Source organism: Arthrobacter echini, assembly GCF_004803505.1.
Classification (GTDB): Bacteria; Actinomycetota; Actinomycetes; order Actinomycetales; family Micrococcaceae; genus Arthrobacter_D; species Arthrobacter_D echini.
Window position 1 is genome coordinate 15,762 of the sequence record NZ_SSWH01000011.1, and the last position, 21,433, is coordinate 37,194.

Sequence of the window (21,433 nt, forward strand, 5' to 3'; positions counted from 1 at the left end):
AATGCTCCAGGTTCTACTACAACGACGGAAGCGCTGGGTCCTCGACTTTTCGGTCGAGGAACGGACCCTGCATGTGCTGGAAACGTAACATCACCACTTACCCCGGTCAAAGAGCTTCCTCAGCGAGGACGCGGGTTGTCAGGAACCCGATAGCGTGAGTCTGATCTTGCCCGACCACGGAAGACAACCCCTGGCTCTGCCTAGGATGAGCAGATGACCTATCACCCCGCAGAGAATCGCTATGAGCAGATGTCGTACCGGCGGGTGGGAAGCAGCGGTCTTCAGCTACCGGCCATCTCGCTGGGACTGTGGCACAACTTCGGGGACGACAGAGCCTTCGCGACGCAGCGTGGGATCCTCCGCCGGGCGTTCGACCTCGGGGTGACGCATTTCGATCTCGCGAATAACTACGGGCCTCCCTACGGCAGCGCGGAGACGAACTTCGGGCGCCACCTCCGGGAGGATTTCCGGCCCTTCCGGGATGAACTCGTCATCTCCACCAAGGCCGGCCACGACATGTGGCCCGGACCGTACGGGAATTTCGGCTCCCGCAAGTACCTGCTGGCCAGCCTCGATCAGTCCCTGGAGCGTCTCGGGCTGGACTACGTCGACATCTTCTACAGTCACCGACCGGATCCCGGCACACCCCTCGAGGAGACGATGGGCGCACTCGACACGGCGGTGCGGTCCGGACGCGCACTGTACGCCGGGATCTCGTCCTACTCACCCGAAAGCACCCTGCAGGCGGCGGCCATCCTCGCGGATCTCGGCACACCTCTGCTGATCCATCAGCCGTCCTACTCGATGCTCAACCGCTGGACCGAGAACGGGGAGCCGAACCTGTTCGAGGCACTCGAGAGCGTCGGCGCCGGGTCCATAGCCTTCTCACCGCTGGCCCAGGGTCTGCTCACCGACAAGTACCTTCACGGCGTACCGGCTGATTCGCGTGCTGCCGCCGGCAAATCCCTCTCCACGGACCAGCTGTCGCAGGACAATCTCGATCGCGTCCGAGGGTTGAACCGCATTGCGCAGGAGCGGGGTCAGAGCCTCGCGCAGCTGGCCCTCGCCTGGGTGCTGCGGGATCAGCTGAAGGGCACACCGGTGACGTCGGCGCTCATCGGTGCCTCGAGTGTCCGTCAGCTCGAGGACAGCGTGGCCGCCACGCAGAATCTAATTTTCACGCCGGAGGAACTACGCAGCATCGACGAGTTCGCCGTCGAGTCCGACAGCCCCCTCAGGTCCGGTGCCCCGGAGGAGTGAAGCCGTTCTGCGTGCGTTGGCGGAGCCTACGAGCGCTTGGCCACCGACAGCAGGACCACCGAGTCCTCGTCGGCCTCCAGGGAGTGCCGGCGTTCCGGCACGATCAGGAAGTCTCCGGCCGAGCCTTCCCACTCGTCCTGTCCCGCGACGAGACGTACCCGTCCGCTGAGCACCTGCACGGTGGCATCGCCGGGATTCTCGTGCTCGTTAAGCGAGGATCCGGCGCGCAGGGCGATCATCGTCTGGCGCAGGACATGTTCGTGCCCGCCGTACACCGTGCTCGCACTGCGACCGCTCGTACTCTCACGCGCGGTGTCGAGGTGGCGCCGCGCGAGCGCTGTCAGGGACATCTTCTGCATGGCACTACTCTCTTCCTCGGACGTCGAATCCGACAGTAGCGCACGTGGGCGGTTGTCAGCCGCGTAGCGCGGCCCAGCCCGTGCGGATAGCGGTTCTGCGGGGGTTCCAACCGAGCTGGCAGAATGGGGCGGGTGACCTTTCCCGAGCGCTCCGTGGAGATCGACCTCGATGCCCTTCGGCACAATGTCGGGCATCTCCGCGACATCGCCCACCCTGCGCGCGTCATGGCCGTCGTCAAGGCCGATGCCTATGGCCACGGAGCCGTACCGGTGGCCCGGGCTGCGCTCGAAGCAGGAGCAGCCTGGCTCGGTGTCGCCCATATCAGCGAGGGCGTGGAGCTGCGCAGGGCGGGCATCGAAGCCCCGATCCTCTCCTGGCTCCACACGCCGCACTCGGACTTCGTCGCCGGAGTGGAGAACGGCCTGGACCTCGGCATTTCCGGCTGGGAGCTCGATCACGTGGTGGCCGCAGCGCGCGAACTGGAGCGCCCGGCGATCGTGCACCTGAAGATCGACACCGGGCTGGGGCGCAACGGCTGCCCGGCGGAGAAGTGGGACGAGCTGCTCAGCCGTGCCGTGGGCTACCAGGACGAGGGCGTGATCCGCGTCGTCGGCGTCTTCTCCCATCTCGCGGTGGCCGACGAACCCACCCGCCCGGAGACCGACCGGCAGCTCGAGCTGTTCCGCGAGGCCGTCGCTGCCGCCGAGAACGCGGGGATCGACGTCGAGATCCGCCACCTGGCCAACACGCCCGCCACCTTCTCCCGGCCCGACTGCCACTTCGATCTCGTGCGCGTGGGCCTCGGGATCTACGGTCTCTCGCCGTTCGCGGACCAGGGGTCCGCCGATCTCGGTCTGAAGCCCGTCATGACGTTCAGCACCGTGATCTCCACGTGCAAGGAAGTGCCGAAGGGGCAGGGCGTCTCCTACGGGCACGCCTATCGCACGCAGGAGGCCACCACACTCGGGCTCATTCCCGTCGGGTACGGCGACGGCGTGCCCCGCATCGCGACCGGCGCGCCCGTCCTCGTGGGGGAGCGGATCTATCCGGTGGTGGGGCGGATCGCCATGGACCAGCTCGTCATCGATCTCGGCACCCCAGGGCTGGTCGATTCCTCCGAGAGCCCGCTGGGCAAGCGGGCGGTGCTGTTCGGTGGAGGGCGGGCTCCGGCCGTGGAGGACTGGGCCGCCGCCGCGCAGACCATCAACTACGAGATCGTCACGCGGATCAGCGGACGCGTGGAGCGCGTGCATCTCCATGTCGACGGCGCGGACGACGCCGGAAACGATACGGCCGGCATCGGCTCCCCTTCCGGGGCCAGTGCACCCGACGATGCCGGAGCGGGCGATGACGAGCTCGCCTGAGTGGTCCCAGGTGCGCCAGATCGGCTCGGCTGACGAGCTGAAGACCTTCGCCGCGCGTCTGGCACCAGCCCTCCGGCCCGGTGACCTCCTGGTCCTGGCGGGGGACCTCGGCGCCGGCAAGACCACCTTCACACAGGGGCTGGGGCTCGGCCTGGGGGTGGTGGACCGCATCATCTCGCCCACCTTCGTCCTCGTCCGCCAGCACTCCTCCACCGGTCGAGGACCGGGCCTCATCCACGTGGACGCGTATCGCCTCGAGAGCGCCGCGGCCGTCGACGACCTCGATCTCGAGGCGACCATGCCCGGCAACGTCACGGTGGTCGAGTGGGGCACCGATCGCGTGGAGCACTTGAGCGGTAGCAGGCTGCACATCGATATCGCCCGCCCACGAGGTACCGGCGGAACCGGGCCTGCCGGACCGGCAGATGCAGCGGAGCCGGTCACCGAGTTCAGCGACGACGGCGAGGACGAGGTGCGCAGCATCACCCTCGCAGGCTTCGGCGAGCGCTGGCGCGGAGGGCCGCCTGCATTGCCACTCGACTAGAATTGCCGGGTGCTTCTCCTCGCCCTCGACACCTCCGCCGCGGCCACCGTTGCGCTCCTGCAGGACGACGTCGTCGTCGGCCGGTTCGCCAGCGCCGACACGCGCTCGCACGCCGAGGTCCTCGCTCCCGCCGTGCGGCGGATCCTCGCCGACGCCGGGGTGGCGGGCACCGACCTCGACGCGATCATCGCAGGTGTGGGTCCGGGGCCCTTCACCGGGTTGCGTGCCGGGCTGATGACTGCGCGGACGCTCGGCTTCGCCTGGGGCGTGAGACTGCACGGTGTGATGAGCCTGGACGCGCTGGCCTTCGACGCGGTGACGCGCGGCGCCACGGAACCTGCCTCGGAGTTCCTCGTCGGGACGGATGCGCGCCGCGGCGAGATCTACTGGGCCGCATATCGCGCGCCCGCGGAGGGCGCCGTGCTGCCGGAGCTCCTGGACGGCCCGCACGTCGGTCCGGCCGCGGGACTGCCGTCTGGCCGTCCCGTCGTCGGGCGTTCGGCGAGCCTGTACCCGGAGGATCTCGCCGGCGTGCCCGGCTTCACGACGTCGGACCCCGATGCCGCCTCCCTGGGGCGCGTCGCCCACGCCCGGCTGCTCGCGGGTCGGGCATTGCTGGACACCTCGCCGCTGTATCTGCGGGAGTCCGACGCGCAGGTACCGGGTCCGCGGAAGCGGGCGACGGCGTGAGTTTCGTCCTGCGGGACCTCGCCTACGAGGACATCGAGACCATCGGGACGCTGGAGAACGAGCTGTTCCCCACCGACGCCTGGCCGCTGGAGCTGTTCTACTCCGAATTCTTCCAGCCGGACACCAGACGCTACATCGTGGTGGAGGTCGACGGCCGGATCGTGGGCTACGCCGGTCTCATGGTCATCGATACGACGGCGGACATCCAGACCATCGGAGTGCTGCCGCGCTTCGAGGGGCAGGGCATGGGCCGCGCCATGCTCACAGAGCTGCTCGGGGAGGCGCGCCGCAGGGGAGCAGCCTCTGTGATGCTCGAGGTGCGGGCCGACAATCCCCGGGCGCAGGAACTCTATACGCGCTACGGCTTCAGGAAGATCCACATCAGGAAGAAGTACTACCGCGACGGCGTCGATGCCTGGGTCATGCAACTGGTGCTGTCGGCGGAGTCAGGAGAGGTATCGTGACCGCAACAGAACCGCTGATCCTTGGGATCGAGTCCTCGTGCGACGAGACCGGCGTCGGCGTCGTGCGTGGAACGCAGCTGCTGACCAACACCGTGTCCTCGTCGATGGACGAGCACGTGCGATTCGGCGGCGTGATCCCCGAGATCGCCTCGCGCGCGCACCTCGAGGCATTCGTACCGACACTGCAGGCAGCGCTCGCGGAGGCCGATGTCTCTCTCGAGGACGTCGACGCCATCGCGGTCACGGCAGGTCCGGGACTCTCCGGCGCGCTCATGGTCGGCGTGGCCGCCGCGAAGGCGCTCGCCGTCGCGACGGGGAAGCCGCTGTTCGCGATCAATCATCTCGTGGCGCACGTGGGGGTCGGACTGATCGGACGAGCGCCCGCCGACGGGCTTCCTCCGGCGCTCGGCGCACTGCTGGTCTCCGGCGGCCACACCGAGATCCTGCGTGTCGTGGACATCGCGGGCGACGTCGAACTGCTGGGTTCCACGATCGACGACGCCGCCGGTGAGGCCTACGACAAGACGGCGCGCATCCTCGGTCTCGGATACCCCGGTGGCCCGGCGATCGACCGCGTCGCGGCCGACGGTGATCCGAAGGCCATCCGGTTCCCCCGCGGGCTCTCGCAGCCGAAGTACATGGGTACGGCGGAGGAACCGGGGCCGCACCGCTACGACTGGTCCTTCAGCGGACTCAAGACGGCGGTGGCCCGCTCCGTGGAGCAGTACGAGGCGGCGGGCCGCGAGGTGCCGGTGGCGGACATCGCGGCCTCGTTCCAGGAAGCGGTGGTCGACGTGGTCACGTCCAAGGCCGTCCTCGCCTGCCAGGAGCACGGCATCACCGATCTGCTGCTCGGCGGCGGTGTGGCGGCGAACCGGCGGCTGCGCGAGCTGGCGCAGGAGCGGTGCGCCGCGGCGGGGATCACACTGACCGTGCCGCCGATCTCGCTGTGCACGGACAACGGCGCGATGGTCGCGGCGCTCGGCGCGCAGCTCGTGCGCAGTGGCCGGAGCCCGAGCGGGATCGCCTTCGGGACGAACCCGTCGCTGCCGGTCACGAGTGTGGTCCTGCCGGAGGTCTGAGGCCCTTCGCCCGGGCTTCTTCGGCGGCGTTCCCGTGAGCCACGAGTGCTACGACGCCCTCAGGCGTTTCAGCAATGACCGTCGGGATTGACCACGACCAACCATAGGCGTGTCCCGTTCTACCTGGCCGTTACAACGTCGTCGCTGACTACCGCGATATGCCAGGCTGATCGAATGGATTATGACACCATTCGGGCGGCAGAAGAGGAGCTACTGACATCAGCAGTTCGCCATGATCCGACCAGAGTAGAAGAACTCCTGCATCCAGACTTTGTCGAGATCGGCCGTTCTGGCAATCGGTGGACGCGTAGCGAGATCGTCGCCGCCCTCGCAGACGAAGCAGAGCACGACGTACCGGTCGCGGACGAATGGACGTTCTACCCCTTGGGACAGGACCTCGCCCTCGTCACGTATCTCATCCGAGAAGCGGGCAGAGAGAGCCGCCACTCCTCGATATGGGCGGAAGGCGAAAGGGGACCCGTGATGCGCTTTCACCAGGGAACTACAATTGCTACTTCCGAATGAATCCTTCTGCGGTGAGCCTTCGTCGCGTCGGCGCAAGCACGGAGTATGGAAAAGCGGGGGAGTTGTACGTCCGCATTGCGGTTTCGCGCCTCAGACGAAGTCGCACCACCGTGAGCCGCGGAAATTCCCGTCGGTCACGTTAACCGGGTACCGATCAGCCCGCGGACCGGAACGGAGGGAAACAGCTTCGGCGATGTCCCGCTCCGCCTCGTTGATCGATGCCATGCTGCTACGCAGGAACATACTCGCCACCCACACAGGCCGATGCGTCAGGGCCCTAGGCTGAAAGGATGTCCTTTCGGTTCCCGTTGCTTCATTCTCGTTTGACCCTTGTCCTCGTGGTGGCGGCATGTGCTCTGGTGTGGTGGATCTCCTTCATCCACAGCCTCGACTTCAACGTGTACAGGGCTGGTGCCGGGGCGTACCTCGGGCTCGAGGGATCGACCGGACTCTACGACCGGGAGCTCTGGCATGTCGCTGGTTCCTCGTGGCTGCCGTTCACCTATCCGCCGTTCGCGGTGCTGTTCTTTCTCCCGTATGCGGTAATCCCAGCCGGAGTCGGAGCAGTTCTTCATACGGGTGTACTGATCGTGTCCATGTTGGTCGTCGGGCATCTCGTCATCACCAGGACACCGCGGCTGAACGCCTTCCTGCGTCAACAATCCTCATGGCGCCACGCGGCGCTCGTAGGAGCGATGGTCTTCCTCGTCGGCTTCTCCGGTCCATGGCGAGAAGGCATATCCTTCGGGCAGATCAACGCGGTCCTGATGGCTGTCATCCTCCTGGACCTGCTTCGCACCACTGGACGCATTCTTCCTTGAGGTCTGCTGACAGGACTGGTGGCGGGTATAAAACTCACTCCCCTGGCAATGGGATTGTTCTTCCTGGCCCAACGCGACTGGAAAGCACTGATCTGGATGGCCACGGGCTTCGCCGCGACCGTAGCAACAGGGTTCCTCATCACGGTGGAAGGCTCCAGGTACTTCTGGACCGAGGGCCTTTTCAGCACCAGCAGGGTCGGCAATGACGAGGACATGTACTCGGTGACACTGAGGGCTTTCAGCCAGCGCCTGGGCTTGGCCGACGACGGCGCAACCCTCGTGTGGATCGTCTTGTCAGTAGGAACGATCCTTTGCGGCTACGTCGCTACACGCAGGCTCCTGGCATCGAGCGAGACCGTGGCGGCCATAGGAGTTGTTTCAACAGTCATGCTGATGATTTCACCGATCAGTTGGTTCCACCACTGGGTGTGGTTCATTCTCCTCCTGCCCTCGCTGGCCCTTCCCCCACACCCAACACCGGCGCACGTTACGCGTCGGATGCGACAAGGAGCCGTAGCGCTGTACGTGCTCTTCCTGGTGTCCTCGCTGACGATGAGCCTCCTGTATTACGGCACGATCCAGGGTCAGGGCCCCTGGTGGATGGAACTGCTCTCGTCAGTCTGGATAGTCGCCGCCGTAGCGGCCATCGCCGCTATCACGAAGACCGCGAAGAAATCCTCACCCGTTACGCCCGTAGGACCGTCGGATCAGGGGCGGAAGGCGATGACGACGAGCGCTCCGGTTCCGTGCCCTGCCGGTTCGCCCTGATATCCGCCGAAGATGTTCTCGACCTCCAGCCCCGCGTCCTCGAGCATGAGGCGGAGGTGACCCTCGGACCTGAACCGCAGTGGCTGACACTCGACCTGCTCATGCCCGTCAGGAGTGATGTCGTGGGCACAGAAGTCCACCACGCCGGCTTCCTCATCGACGTGCGTGGTCCGGTACCAGTGTTCCTCTTCGCCCTCGGGCAGGTTCACGATGCGATGGCTGCGCTCTTTGGTCCAGGCCTCCCAGCCGCGAGCTTCGGGATCGCGTGAATCGAAGGCAAGGCGACCGCCGGGGGCGAGGTGAGAGGCGATATCGCTGAAGGTCCGGGCGAGTTCGGCGTCGTCGAGCATTTCCTGGGCGACATTGGAGGACATGATCGCGGCATCGAAACGGGCATCGGGAGGAATCATTCGGGATGTTCCATCGACCCACCGCACCCGATCGGCGCCGGGTTTGGCTCGAGCAGCGCGGAGGGAGGTCGGGTTGGGATCGACGCCCATCACCTGGCACCCGGCCTCAGCCGCAGCGAGTGTTATGCGACCTGTTCCACAACCGAGGTCCAGCACGCGCGCGCCAGGCGTCATGGTGAGGAGCTCGAGGAAAAAGTCACCGATCGGACCCCAGCTATTGACGGCGTCATACAGGTCCGAACTGTGATTCTCACTCATCGAACCCAATGTAGCCGACCTGAGCATCTGGCACGGGAACACACTCAGGAGGGCAGGTCGCCGACGTCGGTGTAGCGACGGCGCCAGTCGGCGCCTTCCTCGCCGCCGTACAGGGTCCAGTACTCGCGCCCCGAGGTGATGACGCCGTCGATTACCGTCCAGAGGGACACGACGCGGAAGATCCCCACATCCTCCTGCGGCACCTGGACCTCGGAGATCACCACGTCGCCGGCGTCGTAGGCGTTCAGGACGTCGATGCTCCACCCATTGGGGTACTGGGAGTTCACCGCGACCATGTTGTCGCGTCCCCGGATGATTTCCCGGGTCACGGGCCAGAAGACCTCGACGTCGTCGGCGAGTGTCCGCCCCACGCCGTCCCAGTCCCTGCTCCATACCGACGACCAGTAGCGCCGGACCACCTCGACTGCTTCAGTACGCGCGTCCATAGGGCGATGCTACCGGCGTACCGGCGCACGGTACCGGTCAGGTACCCGGGGCGGAGTTGGGGATCTCGCGCCGGGTGCACTGATCGGCGCGGACCCAGGCTTCCCGGGCGATCGAGAACTCGATCCACTGCGCGAGCACAGCGGTCCTGGTCCATGCCATGGCGAAGCCGCGCACTCTCTGCCGGGAACCGTTCGGGTACTCCAGCTCGACCCACAGGGCCGGCGCGGGGGCGACGGACTCGGTGACGCCCTCGGTCGGAGCCGGGAGCTGCACGGGCGGGACGAACTCGTGGGCCGTCGGGGGCAGTCCGTGCCACCCGGCCGCGCTAGGCATGCGTACCCGGAACCGCGTGCTCAGTCGATTGGTCCATCCCGCCACTGTACGAGGGCGGGCGTAGTCGCGTCCCGTCGGAGGGAGGATGGTCAGCGGTGCGCTCAGGCAGGCGTCGCCAGCACGCGACGGCGGCAGGCCGAGGCAGCCACCCATGCCTCACGGGCCCGCGAGTACTCGATCCACTGCGCCAGGACGGCGGTGGCGGTCCAGGCCATCGCGAAGCCCTTCATGGTGCGAGTCGATCCGTCCGGGTAGTGGAGCTCCACCCACAGCGCGGGGGAGCGCTGCGGCAGGATGACCCGGCGCGTGGGAACGTCGAGCTGCAGCGGAGGGACGTACCTGTCGGTGCTGGGTGGGATGCCGTGCCAGCCCGGTCGTTCTGCCATGGGGCGAGGGTATGTGCGCGGGCCGACATTCAGCTGGACGTGCTTCCGCCCCACGACGTGCGGGCCCGTTGCGCCTAGGCTGGGCAGCATGGCCTTCATCTACGACGTAGCCCTGAGCCCCTCCAAAGTGGACGTGCTCCTGCCCTGGCTGCCGGGTCAGCCCTGGGCCAGGGGTGTCAGCGCCCCGGAGCAGATCGCGGCGTATCGCTTCGATGATCCTGCCGGGGAGGTGGGAGTGGAGACCCTGCTGCTCAGGGACGGCGAGACCCTCCTGCAGGTGCCCCTGGCCTACCGCGGTGAGCCGGTCGCCGAGCTGGAGGAGTACCTGATCGGGACCATCGATCATCCTGTGCTCGGTCAGCGGTGGGTCTACGACGCCGTCGCCGATCCGGTGTACCTGGCGGCCATCGGGGATGCGGTCCTGACCGGTGCAGGGCAGGCCGAGCAGTTCCACGAGGTGGACGACGAGATCGTGCGGATCGAACCGACCCTCACGCTCGAGTGGAGCGCGGGGGATCACGGCCGCGCGCCCGCGGTCGCCGGGACCGACGTCGTCGAGCTCGACACACCCAGGGAGCCTGTGCTGCTCTTCCGGCGCCCCGATCCGCGCGCGGACGTCCTCGGCCGGGACGCGCTGCTCGCCGTCGTCGGTGATTTGAGGCTGCAGCTGGCCGCTGCGGGTCAGGCCCGGCGCAAGTAGCTCTGGCGCCGGCTGGTTCTGGCGGTTACAGGCCGAGTGTGTCGAGGATCGGCAGTTCGGCGCGGGTGCGTGCCCGGGCCTCGGTAGCTGTCGGTGCGGCGAGTGCGATGCCTGCGATCCGCTGGGCGTCGGCGAGTGTCACGCTGTTCAGCACGGCACCCACCGCGGCCAGCGCGCGCGGGGTCATGGACAGGGTCGAGATCCCGAGGCCGACGAGCACGACGGCGAGGGCCGGGTCCGCGGCCGCTTCGCCGCAGACACCCACGGGTTTGGCGTGGCCCTCGGCGGTGGAGCCCTCGACCGTGAGGTGCACCATGCGCAGGAGAGCGGGTTGCCACGAGTTGTTGAGGGCGGCCAGGGAGCCGAGCTGACGGTCGGCGGCCATGGTGTACTGCGTGAGGTCGTTGGTGCCCAGGCTCGCGAAGGAGACCTCACCGAGGATCGCCTCCGCGGTCAGGGCGGCCGAGGGCACCTCCACCATGACGCCGGGAGTGCGCAGGCCGGCGGCGGCGCACAGCGCGGCGAAGTCCGCAGCCTCCTGGGCGGTGGAGATCATGGGCGCCATGACCCAGACGTCGGCGCTGGCCTGCGCGGCGGCGTCGGCGATGGCCGCCAGCTGGCGCTCGAGGACGCCCGGTGAGGTGAGATCGGTGCGGTACCCGCGGACGCCGAGGGCGGGGTTGGGTTCGGTGGTGTCGGTGAGGAACGGCAGGGGCTTGTCCGCGCCGGCGTCCAGGGTGCGCACCACGACCTTCTGGCCGGGGAACGCGTCGAAGACCCCCCGGTAGGCCTCGACCTGTTCCTCGGCGGTCGGCTCGGTGTCGCGTCCGAGGAAGCAGAACTCCGTGCGCAGCAGGCCCACACCCTGCGCGTTCGCCTCGGCGGCCTGCACGGCGTCCCTGGCTCCGCCGACGTTGGCGAGGAGTGGGACCTTGTGCCCGTCGGCCGTGACGCCGTCGCCGTCGAACACCGTGAGTGCCGCCGCTGCCGCCCGGTACGCCGCTGCTGCGGCTTCCTCGTCGGCGCCCGGATCGAGGGAGATGGTGCCGGCGGCGCCGTCGACGAAGACGGAGGTGCCCTCCTCGATCCGCTCCACGCCGGACGCTGCGACGACGGCGGGCAGCCCCAGGGAGCGGGCGATGATCGCCGTGTGGGACTGCGGCCCGCCACCGGAGGTGACGAGGGCGAGGACCAGGGCGGGGTCGAGGGTCGCCGTGTCGGCGGGAGCCAGATCCTCGGCGACGAGGACGAACGGCGTATCGGAGGACGGGATGCCGGGGGCGGGCAGCCCGCGCAGCTCTGCCACGATCCGGGAGCGCACATCGAGGACATCGGCGGTGCGCTCGGCCATGTAGCCGCCGAGATTGTGCAGCATCTCGGCGACGGAGGCCCCTGCCTCCCACGCGGCTCGTTCCGCCGAGGCACCCCTGTCGATGAGCTTCTTCGCGGACTTCAGCAGCATGGGGTCCGCGGCCATGAGGGAGGTGGCCTGCAGAACCGCTTTGGCGTTGCCCGTGGCGGCACCGGCCCTGCGCTCGAGCTCTTCCTGGACAGTCTTCGACGCCGCCAGGAGGGCGTCGTTCGCTGCCTCCGGAGAGTCGTTGCGTTCGTCGGCGGGAGGTTCACCGACTGCTTTCGGCATGTGTCGGACGGGGCCGATCACGCGTCCGGGGCTGACTCCGACCCCTGCAAGATTCTCCATCGAACGTCCTCGTCTCGTTGCCGGTTCCGCCAGGTCCACCACCATTGTGCCGTGCAGGGAGTGCTTCGGTGCCATCCCGTTGCGTGCTGGTCCGGCAGAACAAGCTGTCCCTGGTCCTGCCCACGGTCGGTACATTGGGCGTGTGAGCACCTTTTCCCGGGACCTGCTGTCGATCGTGTACGCGAGCAGTGCGGCCCACCCGTTCGGCGACGGGGAACTCGGTGACCTGCTGGCACTGAGCCGGAGGAACAACGCCGACGCCGACCTGACCGGCGTGCTGCTCTACCGCAGCGGACAGTTCCTCCAGGTCATCGAGGGCCCGAGCGACGTCCTGCGCGAACGCATGTCGATCATTGCAGCCGATCCGAGGCACCTCGACGTGCGCATCCTCTTCCAGGAGACGATCGACGAGCGCCACTTCCCCGACTGGACCATGGCGTTCGAGCCGGCCTCCGACGTGAGCATCGACGAGATCCCCGGCTTCCGCACCTCACTGTCCGACATCGAGGGCGACGACGACGCACAGCGATCCATCACGACCCTGCGCGAGCTCATCCACTGGTTCCGGGACAGGACCTCCCAGCGCAGCTGATCTGCGCCTGACGACCTGCGATGCGCTGTGTCCTGCGTGGGCTGACTGGTCAGGGAAGCGTACGGGAGAGGAACTCCACCGTCCGCGACCAGGCTGCCGCCGAGGCAGTCGCGTGATGGAACTGCGGGTGGGGATTGTCGAAGGCGTGATCGGCGCCGGGATAGGTGTGGAATTCCGTCTTCCCTCCAGCCGTCACAGCTTCCTCGATCGCTGCGACCTGATCAGCGGCGATGTAGCTGTCCGACTCACCGAAGTGATGCAGCTGAGGACACCGGACCCGATCCGCCAGCCCGAGCAGCCCCGGCAGCGCCGAACCGTAATAGCTGACCAGCGTCGAGGGATCGCCCTCGGCGGCGATGGCGAACGCCAACCCACCACCGAAACAGAAACCGATCAGGCCGGGGTTCCCCACGACGTCGTCCTGGCCGCTCAACCACTCCAGCGCCGCAACGCCCTCGCCGACCGCCGTTTCCCAGTCCACCTCACCGGCCAGGGCCAGGGCCTGCTGCAGGAAGTCGTCGCGAGTCTCGTCCACGCTCTGCGCTGGAAGGCGGTGGTAGAACTCCGGTGCCAGAACCACATAGCCCAGATCTGCCAGGTCGGCCGCGCGATCCCGGATGTACTCGCTGACCCCGAAGATCTCCTGGCACAGCACCAGCCCCGGGCCGTGCCCCGAATCCGGGAGCCACAGGTAGCCGGGTAGCGAACCCTCGGCCATTTCGATGCTCACCGTTCGCGGCTGCGTTTTCTGCGTGGACTCGTCGTCAATGCTGGTCACAGCTCATGCTTGCACACGCCGCGACCCCGACCAAGGAGCGCACCACTGGCGCAGGGTTCTCCTGATTACTAGTCTCGGTGGATGCCCGACTACCCGCAGTTCCTCCACACGGTCCTGGATACCACCGACGTGCGAGGGCTGGCCGAGGAACCGCTGTACGTCCATGCGGATCCGGCCGGTCACCCGTTCTGCATCTTCGTTGCCTAGAACCTTCAGGCACCGGCCCACCGCCACTGAACTCACTACCATCCAGTCCGTACCGACGATGAGGTCGACCGATGAGTTCCACCACGTCCGCCTGGCGAAACGTCTGGGGAAACCGGGCCCTCGCACCTCTGGCGATCTCGACGACAGCTGCGGGGCTGAGCTTCTACGTCCCGGTCAGCGCACTGTTCCTCATGGACCGAGGCCAGTCGTTGTCGGACATCTTCATCTTCGAGAGCATCCTCGTCGCGACCATCATGCTCACGGAGATACCGGCCGGCCTCGTCGCGGACCGGATCGACCGCCGCTTCGTGATCATCGCCGGGTTCGTCCTGAACGCGGTAGCCGAAATACTGTTCGCGTCCAGTGGTTCGTTCGTCGGATTCGCAGTTTCCTTCGCGATCAGCGGCGCCGGCATCGCCATGCTCACCGGCGTGCAGGAGGCGTACATTTATGACTCCCTCGGCCCCGATGCCGACAGAGCATCGGTCGGTGTCTACGGACAGCTGAGCTCGCTCGACCTGATCGCGGGGGTAGGCGCCGCCGTCGTCGGCGGGCTTCTGGCAGAGATCGATATCGGCTGGCCGGCAGTAGCTGCTGCAACGGCCGCAGTCCTCGCCGCCGCCGCTGCCTGCTTCCTGCCGTCCCAGCTGCCGGAGCCCGAGGACGCCGAGCAGGAACTGGAGTCTGCTCTCACACACCTTGCGACGGGTATCCGCGTTCTGTTCACCACGCCGATACTCCTCTACGTCGCGGTGGCGTCGAGCGCCTCGTTCGTGCTCTTCAACGCGGTGTTCACACTGAATCAGCCACTTTTCTCGCAGGCTGAAATACCCGTTGCGGTCTGGGGCGTCATCGGAGGCGGGGCTCAACTCGTGGCCGCGCTTTACAACCACCATGCCGGCAGGATCGAGCATGCCCTCGGGCGGAAGTACGCCCTGTTCGTCGCCATGAGCTTCGGCGTTGTCGGCTTCATCCTCATGGCGACGCCGCAGGCGCCGCTGGTGATCCTCGGTTTCGTCCTCGTGGTGCTCGGCATGAATGCACGCGGGCCGATCACCACAGCTGTCGCCAACCGGGTGATTCCCAGAGGTCGCCGGGCCACCGTGCTGAACGTCGCGAGTTCCATCGGAAGCCTCGTGGGAATCGCTGCCAACCCGGTGATCGGGGCTGGTGCGGATGCGAGCACCACTCTCACTGTCGTTGCCATCGGAGGGGTGCTGCTCGTCGTCGCCGTCACGTGGATCCTGGTGGCGAACAGGTACCTGGACGAGCCGTCAGCGGAGGAAGAGAGTACGCCGGCTACGACAGTGTGAGATGACTGTGAACAACTAGGCGCGCAGCTGCTGCACCATGTCGAGCACGACGGCGCGGAGGTCGCCGTCGTTCTCCTCCGCGACGCGACGCTGGCGCTGATACCCGGCGCCGCGCTGCATGATCGCCTCGACGTCCGCGAGCTCCCTGCTGCAGCCGAGCCTGCGGGCAATGGGCTCCAGCCGGGTGAGGACCTCGGCGAGGTGGTCGGTGACGAGCTGTTCGTTACCGGCGGCGTCGAGGATGATGATTGCGTCGAGGCCGTACCGCGCGGCCCGCCACTTGTTCTCCTGGATGTGCCAGGGCTGCATGGTGGGGATCACCCCGCCGGCGTCGAGCGTGTCGGAGAACTCCTGGACCAGGCACTGGGTCAGGGCGGCCACCGCACCCACGTCCTGCAGTGTCGAGAGACCGTCGCACACCCGCATCTCCACCGTGCCGAGATTCGGGACCGGCCGGATGTCCCAGCGGATCTCGCTGACGGAGTCGATCACCCCGGTGGTGGACATGTCCTGCACGTAGGACTCGTAGCCGGCCCAGTCGTCGAAGTGGAAGGGAAGACCGGCGGTGGGCAACTGCTGGAACATGAGGGCCCGCTGCGAGGCGTAGCCGGTGTCCTCACCGCCCCAGAACGGCGACGACGCCGAGAGCGCCTGGAAGTGCGGCACGTAGTTCAGCAGACCGTCGACCACCGGCAGCGCCTTGTCGCGCCGGTCGAGACCCACGTGGACGTGCACGCCGTAGATGACCATCTGCTTCCCCCACCACTGCGTGCGGTCGATCAGTTTCGCGTAGCGTTCGCGATTCGTCACCTGCTGGGCGCGCGGCGCGCTGAAGGGGTGCGAACCCGCGCAGAACAGCTCCACTCCCATCGGATCGGTGACCTCACGGACTGCGGCGAGCGAGCGGGCGAGATCCTCCTTGGCCTCACCGACCGTGGTGCAGACGCCGGTGACGAGTTCCACGGTGTTCAGCAGGAGTTCCTGCTTGATGTGCGGGTGTTCCTCGTCCTCCTGCATTTCCGGATGGTTCGCGCTGACTCCGCGGAGCACCTGGTCCGCAACGGAGACCAGTTCTCCGTTGTAACGGTCCACCAGGGCGAGTTCCCATTCGACACCGAGGGTCGACTGGGCAGACTGCGCGAAATCAATGGTCACCGGTGTACTCCTGGACTGTACGGACGGAAGGATAAGGCCTCTGGAGTGCGCCGTCGCGGGGGAGGACCGAGGTCAAGTGTAGTGAGGCCCTGCGGTCATGAGGGTCCTGCGTCGCCCGGATGTCACAGGGTCACGGCGATGCACGAATACAGTGTCAGGGCAGAATGGGCGCGTGCCCATTCTGAACAAAGACATGACCCTGTGCATCTCCCTGGCCGCGCGGCCGACCGACATCGGCACGCGCTTCCACAACTATCTCTACGAGGAGCTGGGCCTGAACTACATCTACAAGGCCTTCACCACCACGGACCTGCCGGCGGCCATCACCGGTGTGCGCGGGCTCGGTATCCGTGGCTGCGCCATCTCGATGCCGTTCAAGGAGGACGTGATCGCCCTGGTGGACCGCCTGGATCCGTCCGCGCAGGCCATCGACTCCGTCAACACCATCGTGAACGACGACGGCGTCCTCACCGCCTACAACACCGACTACCTCGCGGTGGCACGCCTGCTGCGTGGGCACGCCGTTCCGGCCACGCATTCGGTGCTCGTCCGCGGCTCCGGGGGGATGGCCAAGGCCGTCGTCGCAGCACTGCGCGATGCCGGCTTCGATCGGGTCCGGATCGTTGCCCGCAACGAGCGCACCGGCCGCGCGCTCGCCGGGCAGTACGGCTTTGCGTGGCAGGCGGAGGTGGAGGAGCCGGCGGCGGATCTGCTCATCAACGTGACGCCGCTGGGCATGACGGGTGACGACGCCGACGTCGTCGCCTTCCCGCAGCACGCCATTGACGCCGCCCGCGTGGTGTTCGACGTCGTCGCCTCCCCCTCGGAGACGCCGCTCGTCATCGCGGCGCGGGAGACAGGGAAACCGGTGATCACGGGTGCGGAGGTGGTAGCCCTGCAGGCCGAGGAGCAGTTCGTCCTCTACACGAGCATCAGGCCCACGCCCGAGCAGGTCCGGGCAGCGGGGAAGTTCTCGCGCCGGTAGCGGACCTGCCGATCGGCACATACCGAGGTAGCTCTCTTGCCAAGCGGGCCGAACGGGTCCACAGTGTGGTGGAAACCCAGGGAGGGACAGCATGAGCACTTCCGCCGAACGGGCGTCCGACGCACCGACCACCACCGCTCAACCGGAGCTCAAACGGGTCCTGGGACCGAAGCTGCTGCTGCTGTTCATCGTCGGGGACATCCTCGGAGCAGGGGTGTACGCCGTCACCGGGACCATGGCGGGGACGGTCGGAGGGATCGTCTGGCTCCCGTTCCTGCTCGCGTTCATCGTGGCGACCATGACGGCGCTGTCCTATCTGGAACTCGTCACGCAGTACCCCCAGGCCGCCGGCGCCGCGCTGTACACGCACAAGGCATTCGGCATCCACTTCGTCACGTTCCTGGTCGCGTTCGCCGTGGTGTGCTCCGGGATCACCAGCGCGTCCACGTCGGCGAACGTCCTGGCCCAGAACTTCTTCGGCGGGCTCGAGGTCAACGGCTGGCTGGACGCGCCCGGGCAGGGCGTGATCACCCTTGTGGCGCTGGGTTTCATGCTGCTGCTCGCCGTCATCAATCTGCGCGGCGTCGGGGAGAGCGTCAAGTTCAACGTGGTGCTGACGCTGGTCGAGATGACGGCACTGTGCATCGTGATCGGTGTCGGCTTCTACGCGATGGCGCAGGGCAACGGCAACATCGGCGAGATCTTCGTGTTCTCGGACCAACAGGACAAGGGCCTGTTCCTCGCGGTGACCGCCGCGACCTCCATCGCCTTCTTCGCGATGGTCGGCTTCGAGGACTCGGTCAACATGGTGGAGGAGACCCAGAACCCCGAGCGGATCTTCCCACGCACCATGCTGACGGGACTCGGGATCGCCGTCGTCTTCTACATGCTGGTCGCCATCTCCGTGGTCACGGTGCTGAGCCCCACCGAGCTGGAGAGCATCCGTGAGTCCGAGGGTGCCGCACTGCTCGAGGTGGTGCAGAAGGGCTCCCCGGGCTTCCCGATCGAGCGGATCTTCCCGTTCCTGGCGGTCTTCGCCGTGGCCAACACGGCCCTGATCAATATGCTCATGGCCAGCCGGCTGATCTACGGGATGGCCCGGCAGGGGATCCTGCCCCGCCCGCTCGGGAGGGTCCTGCCGGTGCGGCTGACACCCTGGGCCGGCATCGCCTTCTCCACCGTGCTCGCCCTCGGCCTGATCATCTACGTCACGAGCGATCCGGACAGCAACATCGTGGCCAATCTCTCGGGTACCACGGCCTTTTTGCTCCTGTGCGTCTTCACGGTGGTGAACATCGCCTGCGTGGTGCTGCGGCGCAAGCGCGACCCGAACAGGAAGGTCTTCTTCACCTCGCCAGGGCCCATGCCGATCGTCGCTGCCATCCTGTGCGCGTTCCTCGCCGGACCCTGGGTGGGACGCGACGTCATCCAGTACCAGATTGCCGGCGGCCTCATGCTCATCGGCGTGGTGCTCTGGTTCATCACATGGCTGATCAACCGGAGGACCAATACCAGGCCCGGAGATCCGGCCCTGCTGGAGAGCTCCGGACCTGCGGACTGACGCCGGTAGCATCTCCGCATGGAGATCCTCCTCTACACAGCGTTCACCGACACCCCCGACGGCGGCAACCCCGCCGGTGTGGTCCTCGACGCCGGACCGCTCACGCCGGCCCGGATGCAGGCCATCGCCGCCGATCTCGGGTACGCCGAGAGTGCGTTCCTCACCGACCGGAGTCCCGGCCACGCCTCGGTCCGCTATTTCGCACCCGAATCCGAGATTCCGTTCTGCGGGCACGCCACCATCGCCACCGGCGTCGCGCTCGCCGAACGCGAGGGGCCCGGGACCCTTATCCTGGCCACACCGGCGGGGCAGCTCGAGCTCACGACGGAGCGGATCGGGGACGGTCTGGTCGCCTCGCTCGTCACGGTCGAGCCGTGGGTGGGGGAGATCGACGACGCCGTCCGGGCCGACCTGCTCAGGCACCTGCGGCTGGACGAAGCAGACCTGTCCACCGGACTGCCGGTGATGCTCGCCTTCGCCGGCAATGTCCATCCGATCGTGCCCGTGCAGAGCTCCGCCGTGCTTCACGCCCTCGACTACGACTACGACGGGCTCAAGACTTTCATGGCCGAGCAGGGCTGGGGCGCGACCATCGCCGTCGTCCACCGGCTCGCGCCGGAGGTCTTCGAGGCTCGCAATCCGTTCCCGCCCGGTGGTGTCCGCGAGGATCCCGCGACCGGATCCGCCGCGGCAGCCCTCGGGGCGTACCTCCGGGACCGCGGCGAGCTCACGTCACCCGCGGTGCTCACGGTGCACCAGGGGTCCGACGTCGGGCGGCCCTCGGTCATCACCGTGGCGATCCCCGAAGCCGGTGGAGTGACCGTCTCGGGCCGGGCCGTGCAGATCGGCGACTCCTGGCGCGAGGATCCTTCAGCGCCCGGGTAGTACCGTGCAGCGTCAGGGCCGGTAGCCGAAAGCGGCCAGTCCCAGCTCCGGGTGGGGACTGAAGCCCAGGGACCGATAGAACGGGTGGGACAGGGCGGCATCGGCCGTCGAGTCGGCATCGGTGCTCAGGGCGATGAACATGCAGTGGCGGTAGCGCTCCTGCACATGGAGGACCAGCGCCCGGCCCACGCCGCGGCGCCTGGCGTCGGGGTGCACGAGGATGTCCTGGAGGTAGCAGACGGACTCGTCGTCGGAGACCGTCCTCGCCAGCCCCAGCAGTGAGCCGTCGTCGTCGCGCACCGTCAGCACGAGATGCGAGCCGGCGAGGCTGCGCTGGAGACGACCCGGATCGCGCGTGTAGGCGCTCCAGCCGACGGCGTCGTAGAGCGCGAGGGCTTCGGCGAGCGGTGGGAGGGTCCCTTCGGTGAGCTTCACGCCGGTCACCCTACCCCGCGGCCCGCGCCCGCTATGGACCGGCGATCGCCGCGAGCCGCGCACCGGTGACGGCGAGCAGATCCGTGGGTGCGAGTTCGATGTCCAGGCCCCGCCGGCCGCCGGAGACGAGGACCGTGGCATGGTCGAGGACGGACACGTCGACGACGACGGGGGAGCGCTGGCGCTGCCCGATGGGGGAGATCCCGCCGAGCACGTAGCCCGTCCGACGCTCGGCCACCGCGGGATCGGCCAGCGCGGCCTTCCGTCCGCCGAGCACGGCGGCGAGGGCCTTCAGGTCGAGCGACCCGTCGACGGGCACGACGGCGCACGCCAGTGCTCCGTCCACGCTGGTCATCAGGGTCTTGAAGACGCGGACAGGGTCGACGCCGAGCGCCGCGGCGGCTTCGAGACCGTAGGACGGCGCACCCTCCTCGTGCGTATACGGCCGTTCGGTGAAGGGCACCTGCGCCGCGGTCAGCGCGGCGAGGGCCGGTGTGCCGCGTGATCCGGTCTGTTTCCTGCCCATCGACCCGCCCGGCTCCTGCTTCTCGCGTTGACTACCGACTGCGCATGCTGCTGCTCGTGCCGACTGCTGATTGTGCAGATTGCCGCTCGTGCCGGGTCAGGCGGCTTCGCTCGGGGACGTCAGTGCGTGCAGGGCGCCGTCGTCGAACCCGTCGAGCAGAGCCCGGATGTCCTTGTACACCTCGACGGCGCCGGCGTCACGGAGCTCGGCCTCACTCGTTCCACCGGAGGCGAGCGCGATGGTCGGGATGCCGAGCTCGGAGGCGGCGATGACGTCCCAGACCGCATCGCCGACGAAGACGACGTTCGCCGCGTCCAGTCCGCCGGCGTCGAGCGCGGCCTGGAGGATGTCGGGTGCGGGCTTGCTGTTCTCGGCGTCGTCGGTGGTGGTGGCGGCGGTGATGGCCTCGTCGGCGTCGATGACGGCGCGATTCGCGTCGAGGTCGTCCTGGGAGGCCGAGGAGGCGAGGACGACGACGAGGCCGTCGTCGGCGCAGCGGCGCACGAGCTCGGTGGCGCCCTCGAAAGCACGCAGGGAAGGCCAGAACGAGGAGAAGATGGCCCCGTGCGTGGAGTCGATCTCGGCGTCCTGGTCGGCATCCCGGTCCTCGCCCAGCAGGTGCGCCACGAGCTTGTCCCCGCCCATGCCGATGGCCCGGTGGATCTCGGCCATCGCGACGTCGTGACCGAACCGGCGGAAGGACTGCCACCACGCGATCGTGTGCAGATAGTTGGAATCGACGAGTGTGCCGTCGACGTCGAAGAGGACGCCGTGCCGCGCTGTCGTGTCCTTCGTGGTGTCCGCCATGGACCTGCCTTCCGTTGATCTGATCCCTGCGTGTCTGCTTCGAGTCTACGAACAGGCTTGCAGGAGCCGCACATC

General features: G+C 67.6%; 25 protein-coding genes and 1 pseudogene. 15 read left to right on the top strand and 11 right to left on the bottom strand.

Translation table 11 applies throughout. The annotated features are described in order from the left end of the window. Window positions 1–213 precede the first annotated feature (213 nt). Window positions 214–1,260 (top strand): L-glyceraldehyde 3-phosphate reductase, encoded by a 1,047-nt coding sequence (mgrA, locus tag E8P82_RS12000; protein WP_136455173.1) that lies wholly within the window; start codon window positions 214–216, stop codon window positions 1,258–1,260. A gap of 26 nt (window positions 1,261–1,286) precedes the next feature. Here mgrA and E8P82_RS12005 read toward each other — a convergent pair whose 3' ends face one another. Next, entirely contained in the window at window positions 1,287–1,619 is a 333-nt protein-coding gene (locus tag E8P82_RS12005) for a cupin domain-containing protein (RefSeq protein WP_136455175.1), read from the bottom strand. A 123-nt stretch (window positions 1,620–1,742) separates the two neighbouring features. Here E8P82_RS12005 and alr point away from each other — a divergent pair, with 123 nt between their 5' ends. From alr to E8P82_RS15325, 7 genes and pseudogenes are all read left to right on the top strand, one after another. After that, complete coding sequence (gene alr, locus E8P82_RS12010; RefSeq protein ID WP_136455176.1) at window positions 1,743–2,984, top strand: alanine racemase; 1,242 nt, start codon at window positions 1,743–1,745, stop codon at window positions 2,982–2,984. Next, on the top strand, window positions 2,968–3,528 hold the full coding sequence (tsaE, locus tag E8P82_RS12015) for a tRNA (adenosine(37)-N6)-threonylcarbamoyltransferase complex ATPase subunit type 1 TsaE (RefSeq protein WP_136455178.1): 561 nt from the start codon (window positions 2,968–2,970) through the stop codon (window positions 3,526–3,528). Before alr ends, tsaE begins: the two co-directional genes overlap by 17 nt. Before the next feature lie 9 nt (window positions 3,529–3,537). Continuing rightward, window positions 3,538–4,218, top strand: coding sequence for a tRNA (adenosine(37)-N6)-threonylcarbamoyltransferase complex dimerization subunit type 1 TsaB (tsaB, locus tag E8P82_RS12020; protein WP_136455179.1), 681 nt, complete (start codon window positions 3,538–3,540; stop codon window positions 4,216–4,218). After that, complete coding sequence (gene rimI / locus E8P82_RS12025; RefSeq protein ID WP_136455181.1) at window positions 4,215–4,682, top strand: ribosomal protein S18-alanine N-acetyltransferase; 468 nt, start codon at window positions 4,215–4,217, stop codon at window positions 4,680–4,682. Before tsaB ends, rimI begins: the two co-directional genes overlap by 4 nt. After that, complete coding sequence (gene tsaD / locus E8P82_RS12030) at window positions 4,679–5,764, top strand: tRNA (adenosine(37)-N6)-threonylcarbamoyltransferase complex transferase subunit TsaD (RefSeq protein ID WP_136455183.1); 1,086 nt, start codon at window positions 4,679–4,681, stop codon at window positions 5,762–5,764. The genes rimI and tsaD overlap by 4 nt, the downstream gene beginning before the upstream one ends. A 174-nt stretch (window positions 5,765–5,938) precedes the next feature. Further along, window positions 5,939–6,289 (top strand): nuclear transport factor 2 family protein, encoded by a 351-nt coding sequence (locus E8P82_RS12035; RefSeq protein ID WP_136455185.1) that lies wholly within the window; start codon window positions 5,939–5,941, stop codon window positions 6,287–6,289. Window positions 6,290–6,579: 290 nt separating this feature from the next. Then, a pseudogene (locus tag E8P82_RS15325) lies at window positions 6,580–7,878 on the top strand (glycosyltransferase 87 family protein). On the opposite strand, the gene E8P82_RS12050 reads toward E8P82_RS15325, so the two are convergent. The 4 genes from E8P82_RS12050 to E8P82_RS12065 all read right to left on the bottom strand — a co-directional run bounded on the left by E8P82_RS12050 (window position 7,818) and on the right by E8P82_RS12065 (window position 9,712). After that, window positions 7,818–8,546, bottom strand: coding sequence for a class I SAM-dependent methyltransferase (locus E8P82_RS12050; protein WP_168796570.1), 729 nt, complete (start codon window positions 8,544–8,546; stop codon window positions 7,818–7,820). The pseudogene E8P82_RS15325 and the gene E8P82_RS12050 sit on opposite strands and share 61 nt — an antisense overlap. Before the next feature lie 44 nt (window positions 8,547–8,590). Continuing rightward, window positions 8,591–8,992 (bottom strand): nuclear transport factor 2 family protein, encoded by a 402-nt coding sequence (locus E8P82_RS12055; protein ID WP_136455191.1) that lies wholly within the window; start codon window positions 8,990–8,992, stop codon window positions 8,591–8,593. A 37-nt stretch (window positions 8,993–9,029) separates the two neighbouring features. Further along, on the bottom strand, window positions 9,030–9,326 hold the full coding sequence (locus E8P82_RS12060; protein ID WP_136455192.1) for a hypothetical protein: 297 nt from the start codon (window positions 9,324–9,326) through the stop codon (window positions 9,030–9,032). A gap of 101 nt (window positions 9,327–9,427) precedes the next feature. After that, complete coding sequence (locus tag E8P82_RS12065) at window positions 9,428–9,712, bottom strand: hypothetical protein (RefSeq protein ID WP_136455194.1); 285 nt, start codon at window positions 9,710–9,712, stop codon at window positions 9,428–9,430. 88 nt (window positions 9,713–9,800) lie between these two features. Here E8P82_RS12065 and E8P82_RS12070 point away from each other — a divergent pair, with 88 nt between their 5' ends. Next, complete coding sequence (locus E8P82_RS12070) at window positions 9,801–10,412, top strand: maltokinase N-terminal cap-like domain-containing protein (protein ID WP_136455195.1); 612 nt, start codon at window positions 9,801–9,803, stop codon at window positions 10,410–10,412. A 25-nt stretch (window positions 10,413–10,437) separates the two neighbouring features. Here E8P82_RS12070 and ptsP read toward each other — a convergent pair whose 3' ends face one another. Then, on the bottom strand, window positions 10,438–12,114 hold the full coding sequence (gene ptsP, locus E8P82_RS12075; RefSeq protein WP_136455197.1) for a phosphoenolpyruvate--protein phosphotransferase: 1,677 nt from the start codon (window positions 12,112–12,114) through the stop codon (window positions 10,438–10,440). A 142-nt stretch (window positions 12,115–12,256) separates the two neighbouring features. Here ptsP and E8P82_RS12080 point away from each other — a divergent pair, with 142 nt between their 5' ends. Further along, window positions 12,257–12,706, top strand: a complete 450-nt coding sequence (locus E8P82_RS12080; protein WP_168796571.1) for a BLUF domain-containing protein — start codon at window positions 12,257–12,259, stop codon at window positions 12,704–12,706. Between the two features lie 49 nt (window positions 12,707–12,755). Here E8P82_RS12080 and E8P82_RS12085 read toward each other — a convergent pair whose 3' ends face one another. Next, window positions 12,756–13,484: a dienelactone hydrolase family protein gene (locus tag E8P82_RS12085; protein ID WP_246021322.1), complete on the bottom strand. Its 729-nt coding sequence runs from the start codon at window positions 13,482–13,484 to the stop codon at window positions 12,756–12,758. Between the two features lie 81 nt (window positions 13,485–13,565). On the opposite strand from E8P82_RS12085, the gene E8P82_RS15420 reads away from it, so the two are divergent. Beyond that, entirely contained in the window at window positions 13,566–13,691 is a 126-nt protein-coding gene (locus E8P82_RS15420) for a hypothetical protein (RefSeq protein ID WP_281275800.1), read from the top strand. Between the two features lie 71 nt (window positions 13,692–13,762). Then, window positions 13,763–15,004, top strand: coding sequence for an MFS transporter (locus tag E8P82_RS12095; protein WP_246021324.1), 1,242 nt, complete (start codon window positions 13,763–13,765; stop codon window positions 15,002–15,004). Between the two features lie 15 nt (window positions 15,005–15,019). Here E8P82_RS12095 and E8P82_RS12100 read toward each other — a convergent pair whose 3' ends face one another. Beyond that, window positions 15,020–16,159 carry a glutamate--cysteine ligase gene (locus tag E8P82_RS12100; protein WP_136455201.1) on the bottom strand — a complete coding sequence of 380 codons (1,140 nt, stop codon included), beginning with the start codon at window positions 16,157–16,159 and terminating at the stop codon, window positions 15,020–15,022. A gap of 172 nt (window positions 16,160–16,331) precedes the next feature. On the opposite strand from E8P82_RS12100, the gene E8P82_RS12105 reads away from it, so the two are divergent. The 3 genes from E8P82_RS12105 (at window position 16,332) to E8P82_RS12115 (ending at window position 19,590) form a co-directional block, all read left to right on the top strand. Next, a complete protein-coding gene (locus E8P82_RS12105) occupies window positions 16,332–17,144 on the top strand; it encodes a shikimate 5-dehydrogenase (protein WP_281275801.1) in 813 nt (270 codons plus the stop codon). Between the two features lie 91 nt (window positions 17,145–17,235). Further along, on the top strand, window positions 17,236–18,705 hold the full coding sequence (locus tag E8P82_RS12110; RefSeq protein ID WP_136455202.1) for an APC family permease: 1,470 nt from the start codon (window positions 17,236–17,238) through the stop codon (window positions 18,703–18,705). Between the two features lie 18 nt (window positions 18,706–18,723). Further along, the gene (locus tag E8P82_RS12115; protein ID WP_136455204.1) at window positions 18,724–19,590 is read left to right on the top strand and encodes a PhzF family phenazine biosynthesis protein; all 867 of its coding nucleotides are present in this window, start codon (window positions 18,724–18,726) and stop codon (window positions 19,588–19,590) included. A gap of 12 nt (window positions 19,591–19,602) precedes the next feature. On the opposite strand, the gene E8P82_RS12120 is transcribed toward E8P82_RS12115, so the two are convergent. From E8P82_RS12120 to E8P82_RS12130, 3 genes are all read right to left on the bottom strand, one after another. Next, window positions 19,603–20,025, bottom strand: coding sequence for a GNAT family N-acetyltransferase (locus E8P82_RS12120; RefSeq protein ID WP_246021326.1), 423 nt, complete (start codon window positions 20,023–20,025; stop codon window positions 19,603–19,605). A 31-nt stretch (window positions 20,026–20,056) separates the two neighbouring features. Next, window positions 20,057–20,551, bottom strand: a complete 495-nt coding sequence (gene ybaK / locus E8P82_RS12125; RefSeq protein WP_136455207.1) for a Cys-tRNA(Pro) deacylase — start codon at window positions 20,549–20,551, stop codon at window positions 20,057–20,059. 96 nt (window positions 20,552–20,647) lie between these two features. After that, window positions 20,648–21,358 carry an HAD family hydrolase gene (locus tag E8P82_RS12130; protein WP_136455209.1) on the bottom strand — a complete coding sequence of 237 codons (711 nt, stop codon included), beginning with the start codon at window positions 21,356–21,358 and terminating at the stop codon, window positions 20,648–20,650. Between the last annotated feature and the right edge of the window lie 75 nt (window positions 21,359–21,433).

Coding starts and splice junctions, on each gene's coding strand:
- E8P82_RS12070 (WP_136455195.1), top strand. CDS start 9,801: ATGGCCTTCATCTACGACGTAGCCCTGAGCCCCTCCAAAGTGGACGTG.
- tsaE (WP_136455178.1), top strand. CDS start 2,968: ATGACGAGCTCGCCTGAGTGGTCCCAGGTGCGCCAGATCGGCTCGGCT.
- E8P82_RS12035 (WP_136455185.1), top strand. CDS start 5,939: ATGGATTATGACACCATTCGGGCGGCAGAAGAGGAGCTACTGACATCA.
- E8P82_RS12060 (WP_136455192.1), bottom strand. CDS start 9,326: ATGCCTAGCGCGGCCGGGTGGCACGGACTGCCCCCGACGGCCCACGAG.
- E8P82_RS12115 (WP_136455204.1), top strand. CDS start 18,724: ATGGAGATCCTCCTCTACACAGCGTTCACCGACACCCCCGACGGCGGC.
- mgrA (WP_136455173.1), top strand. CDS start 214: ATGACCTATCACCCCGCAGAGAATCGCTATGAGCAGATGTCGTACCGG.
- ybaK (WP_136455207.1), bottom strand. CDS start 20,551: ATGGGCAGGAAACAGACCGGATCACGCGGCACACCGGCCCTCGCCGCG.
- E8P82_RS12050 (WP_168796570.1), bottom strand. CDS start 8,546: ATGAGTGAGAATCACAGTTCGGACCTGTATGACGCCGTCAATAGCTGG.
- E8P82_RS12130 (WP_136455209.1), bottom strand. CDS start 21,358: ATGGCGGACACCACGAAGGACACGACAGCGCGGCACGGCGTCCTCTTC.
- E8P82_RS12055 (WP_136455191.1), bottom strand. CDS start 8,992: ATGGACGCGCGTACTGAAGCAGTCGAGGTGGTCCGGCGCTACTGGTCG.
- E8P82_RS12095 (WP_246021324.1), top strand. CDS start 13,763: ATGAGTTCCACCACGTCCGCCTGGCGAAACGTCTGGGGAAACCGGGCC.
- E8P82_RS15420 (WP_281275800.1), top strand. CDS start 13,566: ATGCCCGACTACCCGCAGTTCCTCCACACGGTCCTGGATACCACCGAC.
- E8P82_RS12110 (WP_136455202.1), top strand. CDS start 17,236: ATGAGCACTTCCGCCGAACGGGCGTCCGACGCACCGACCACCACCGCT.
- E8P82_RS12005 (WP_136455175.1), bottom strand. CDS start 1,619: ATGCAGAAGATGTCCCTGACAGCGCTCGCGCGGCGCCACCTCGACACC.
- E8P82_RS12065 (WP_136455194.1), bottom strand. CDS start 9,712: ATGGCAGAACGACCGGGCTGGCACGGCATCCCACCCAGCACCGACAGG.
- alr (WP_136455176.1), top strand. CDS start 1,743: ATGGGGCGGGTGACCTTTCCCGAGCGCTCCGTGGAGATCGACCTCGAT.
- ptsP (WP_136455197.1), bottom strand. CDS start 12,114: ATGGAGAATCTTGCAGGGGTCGGAGTCAGCCCCGGACGCGTGATCGGC.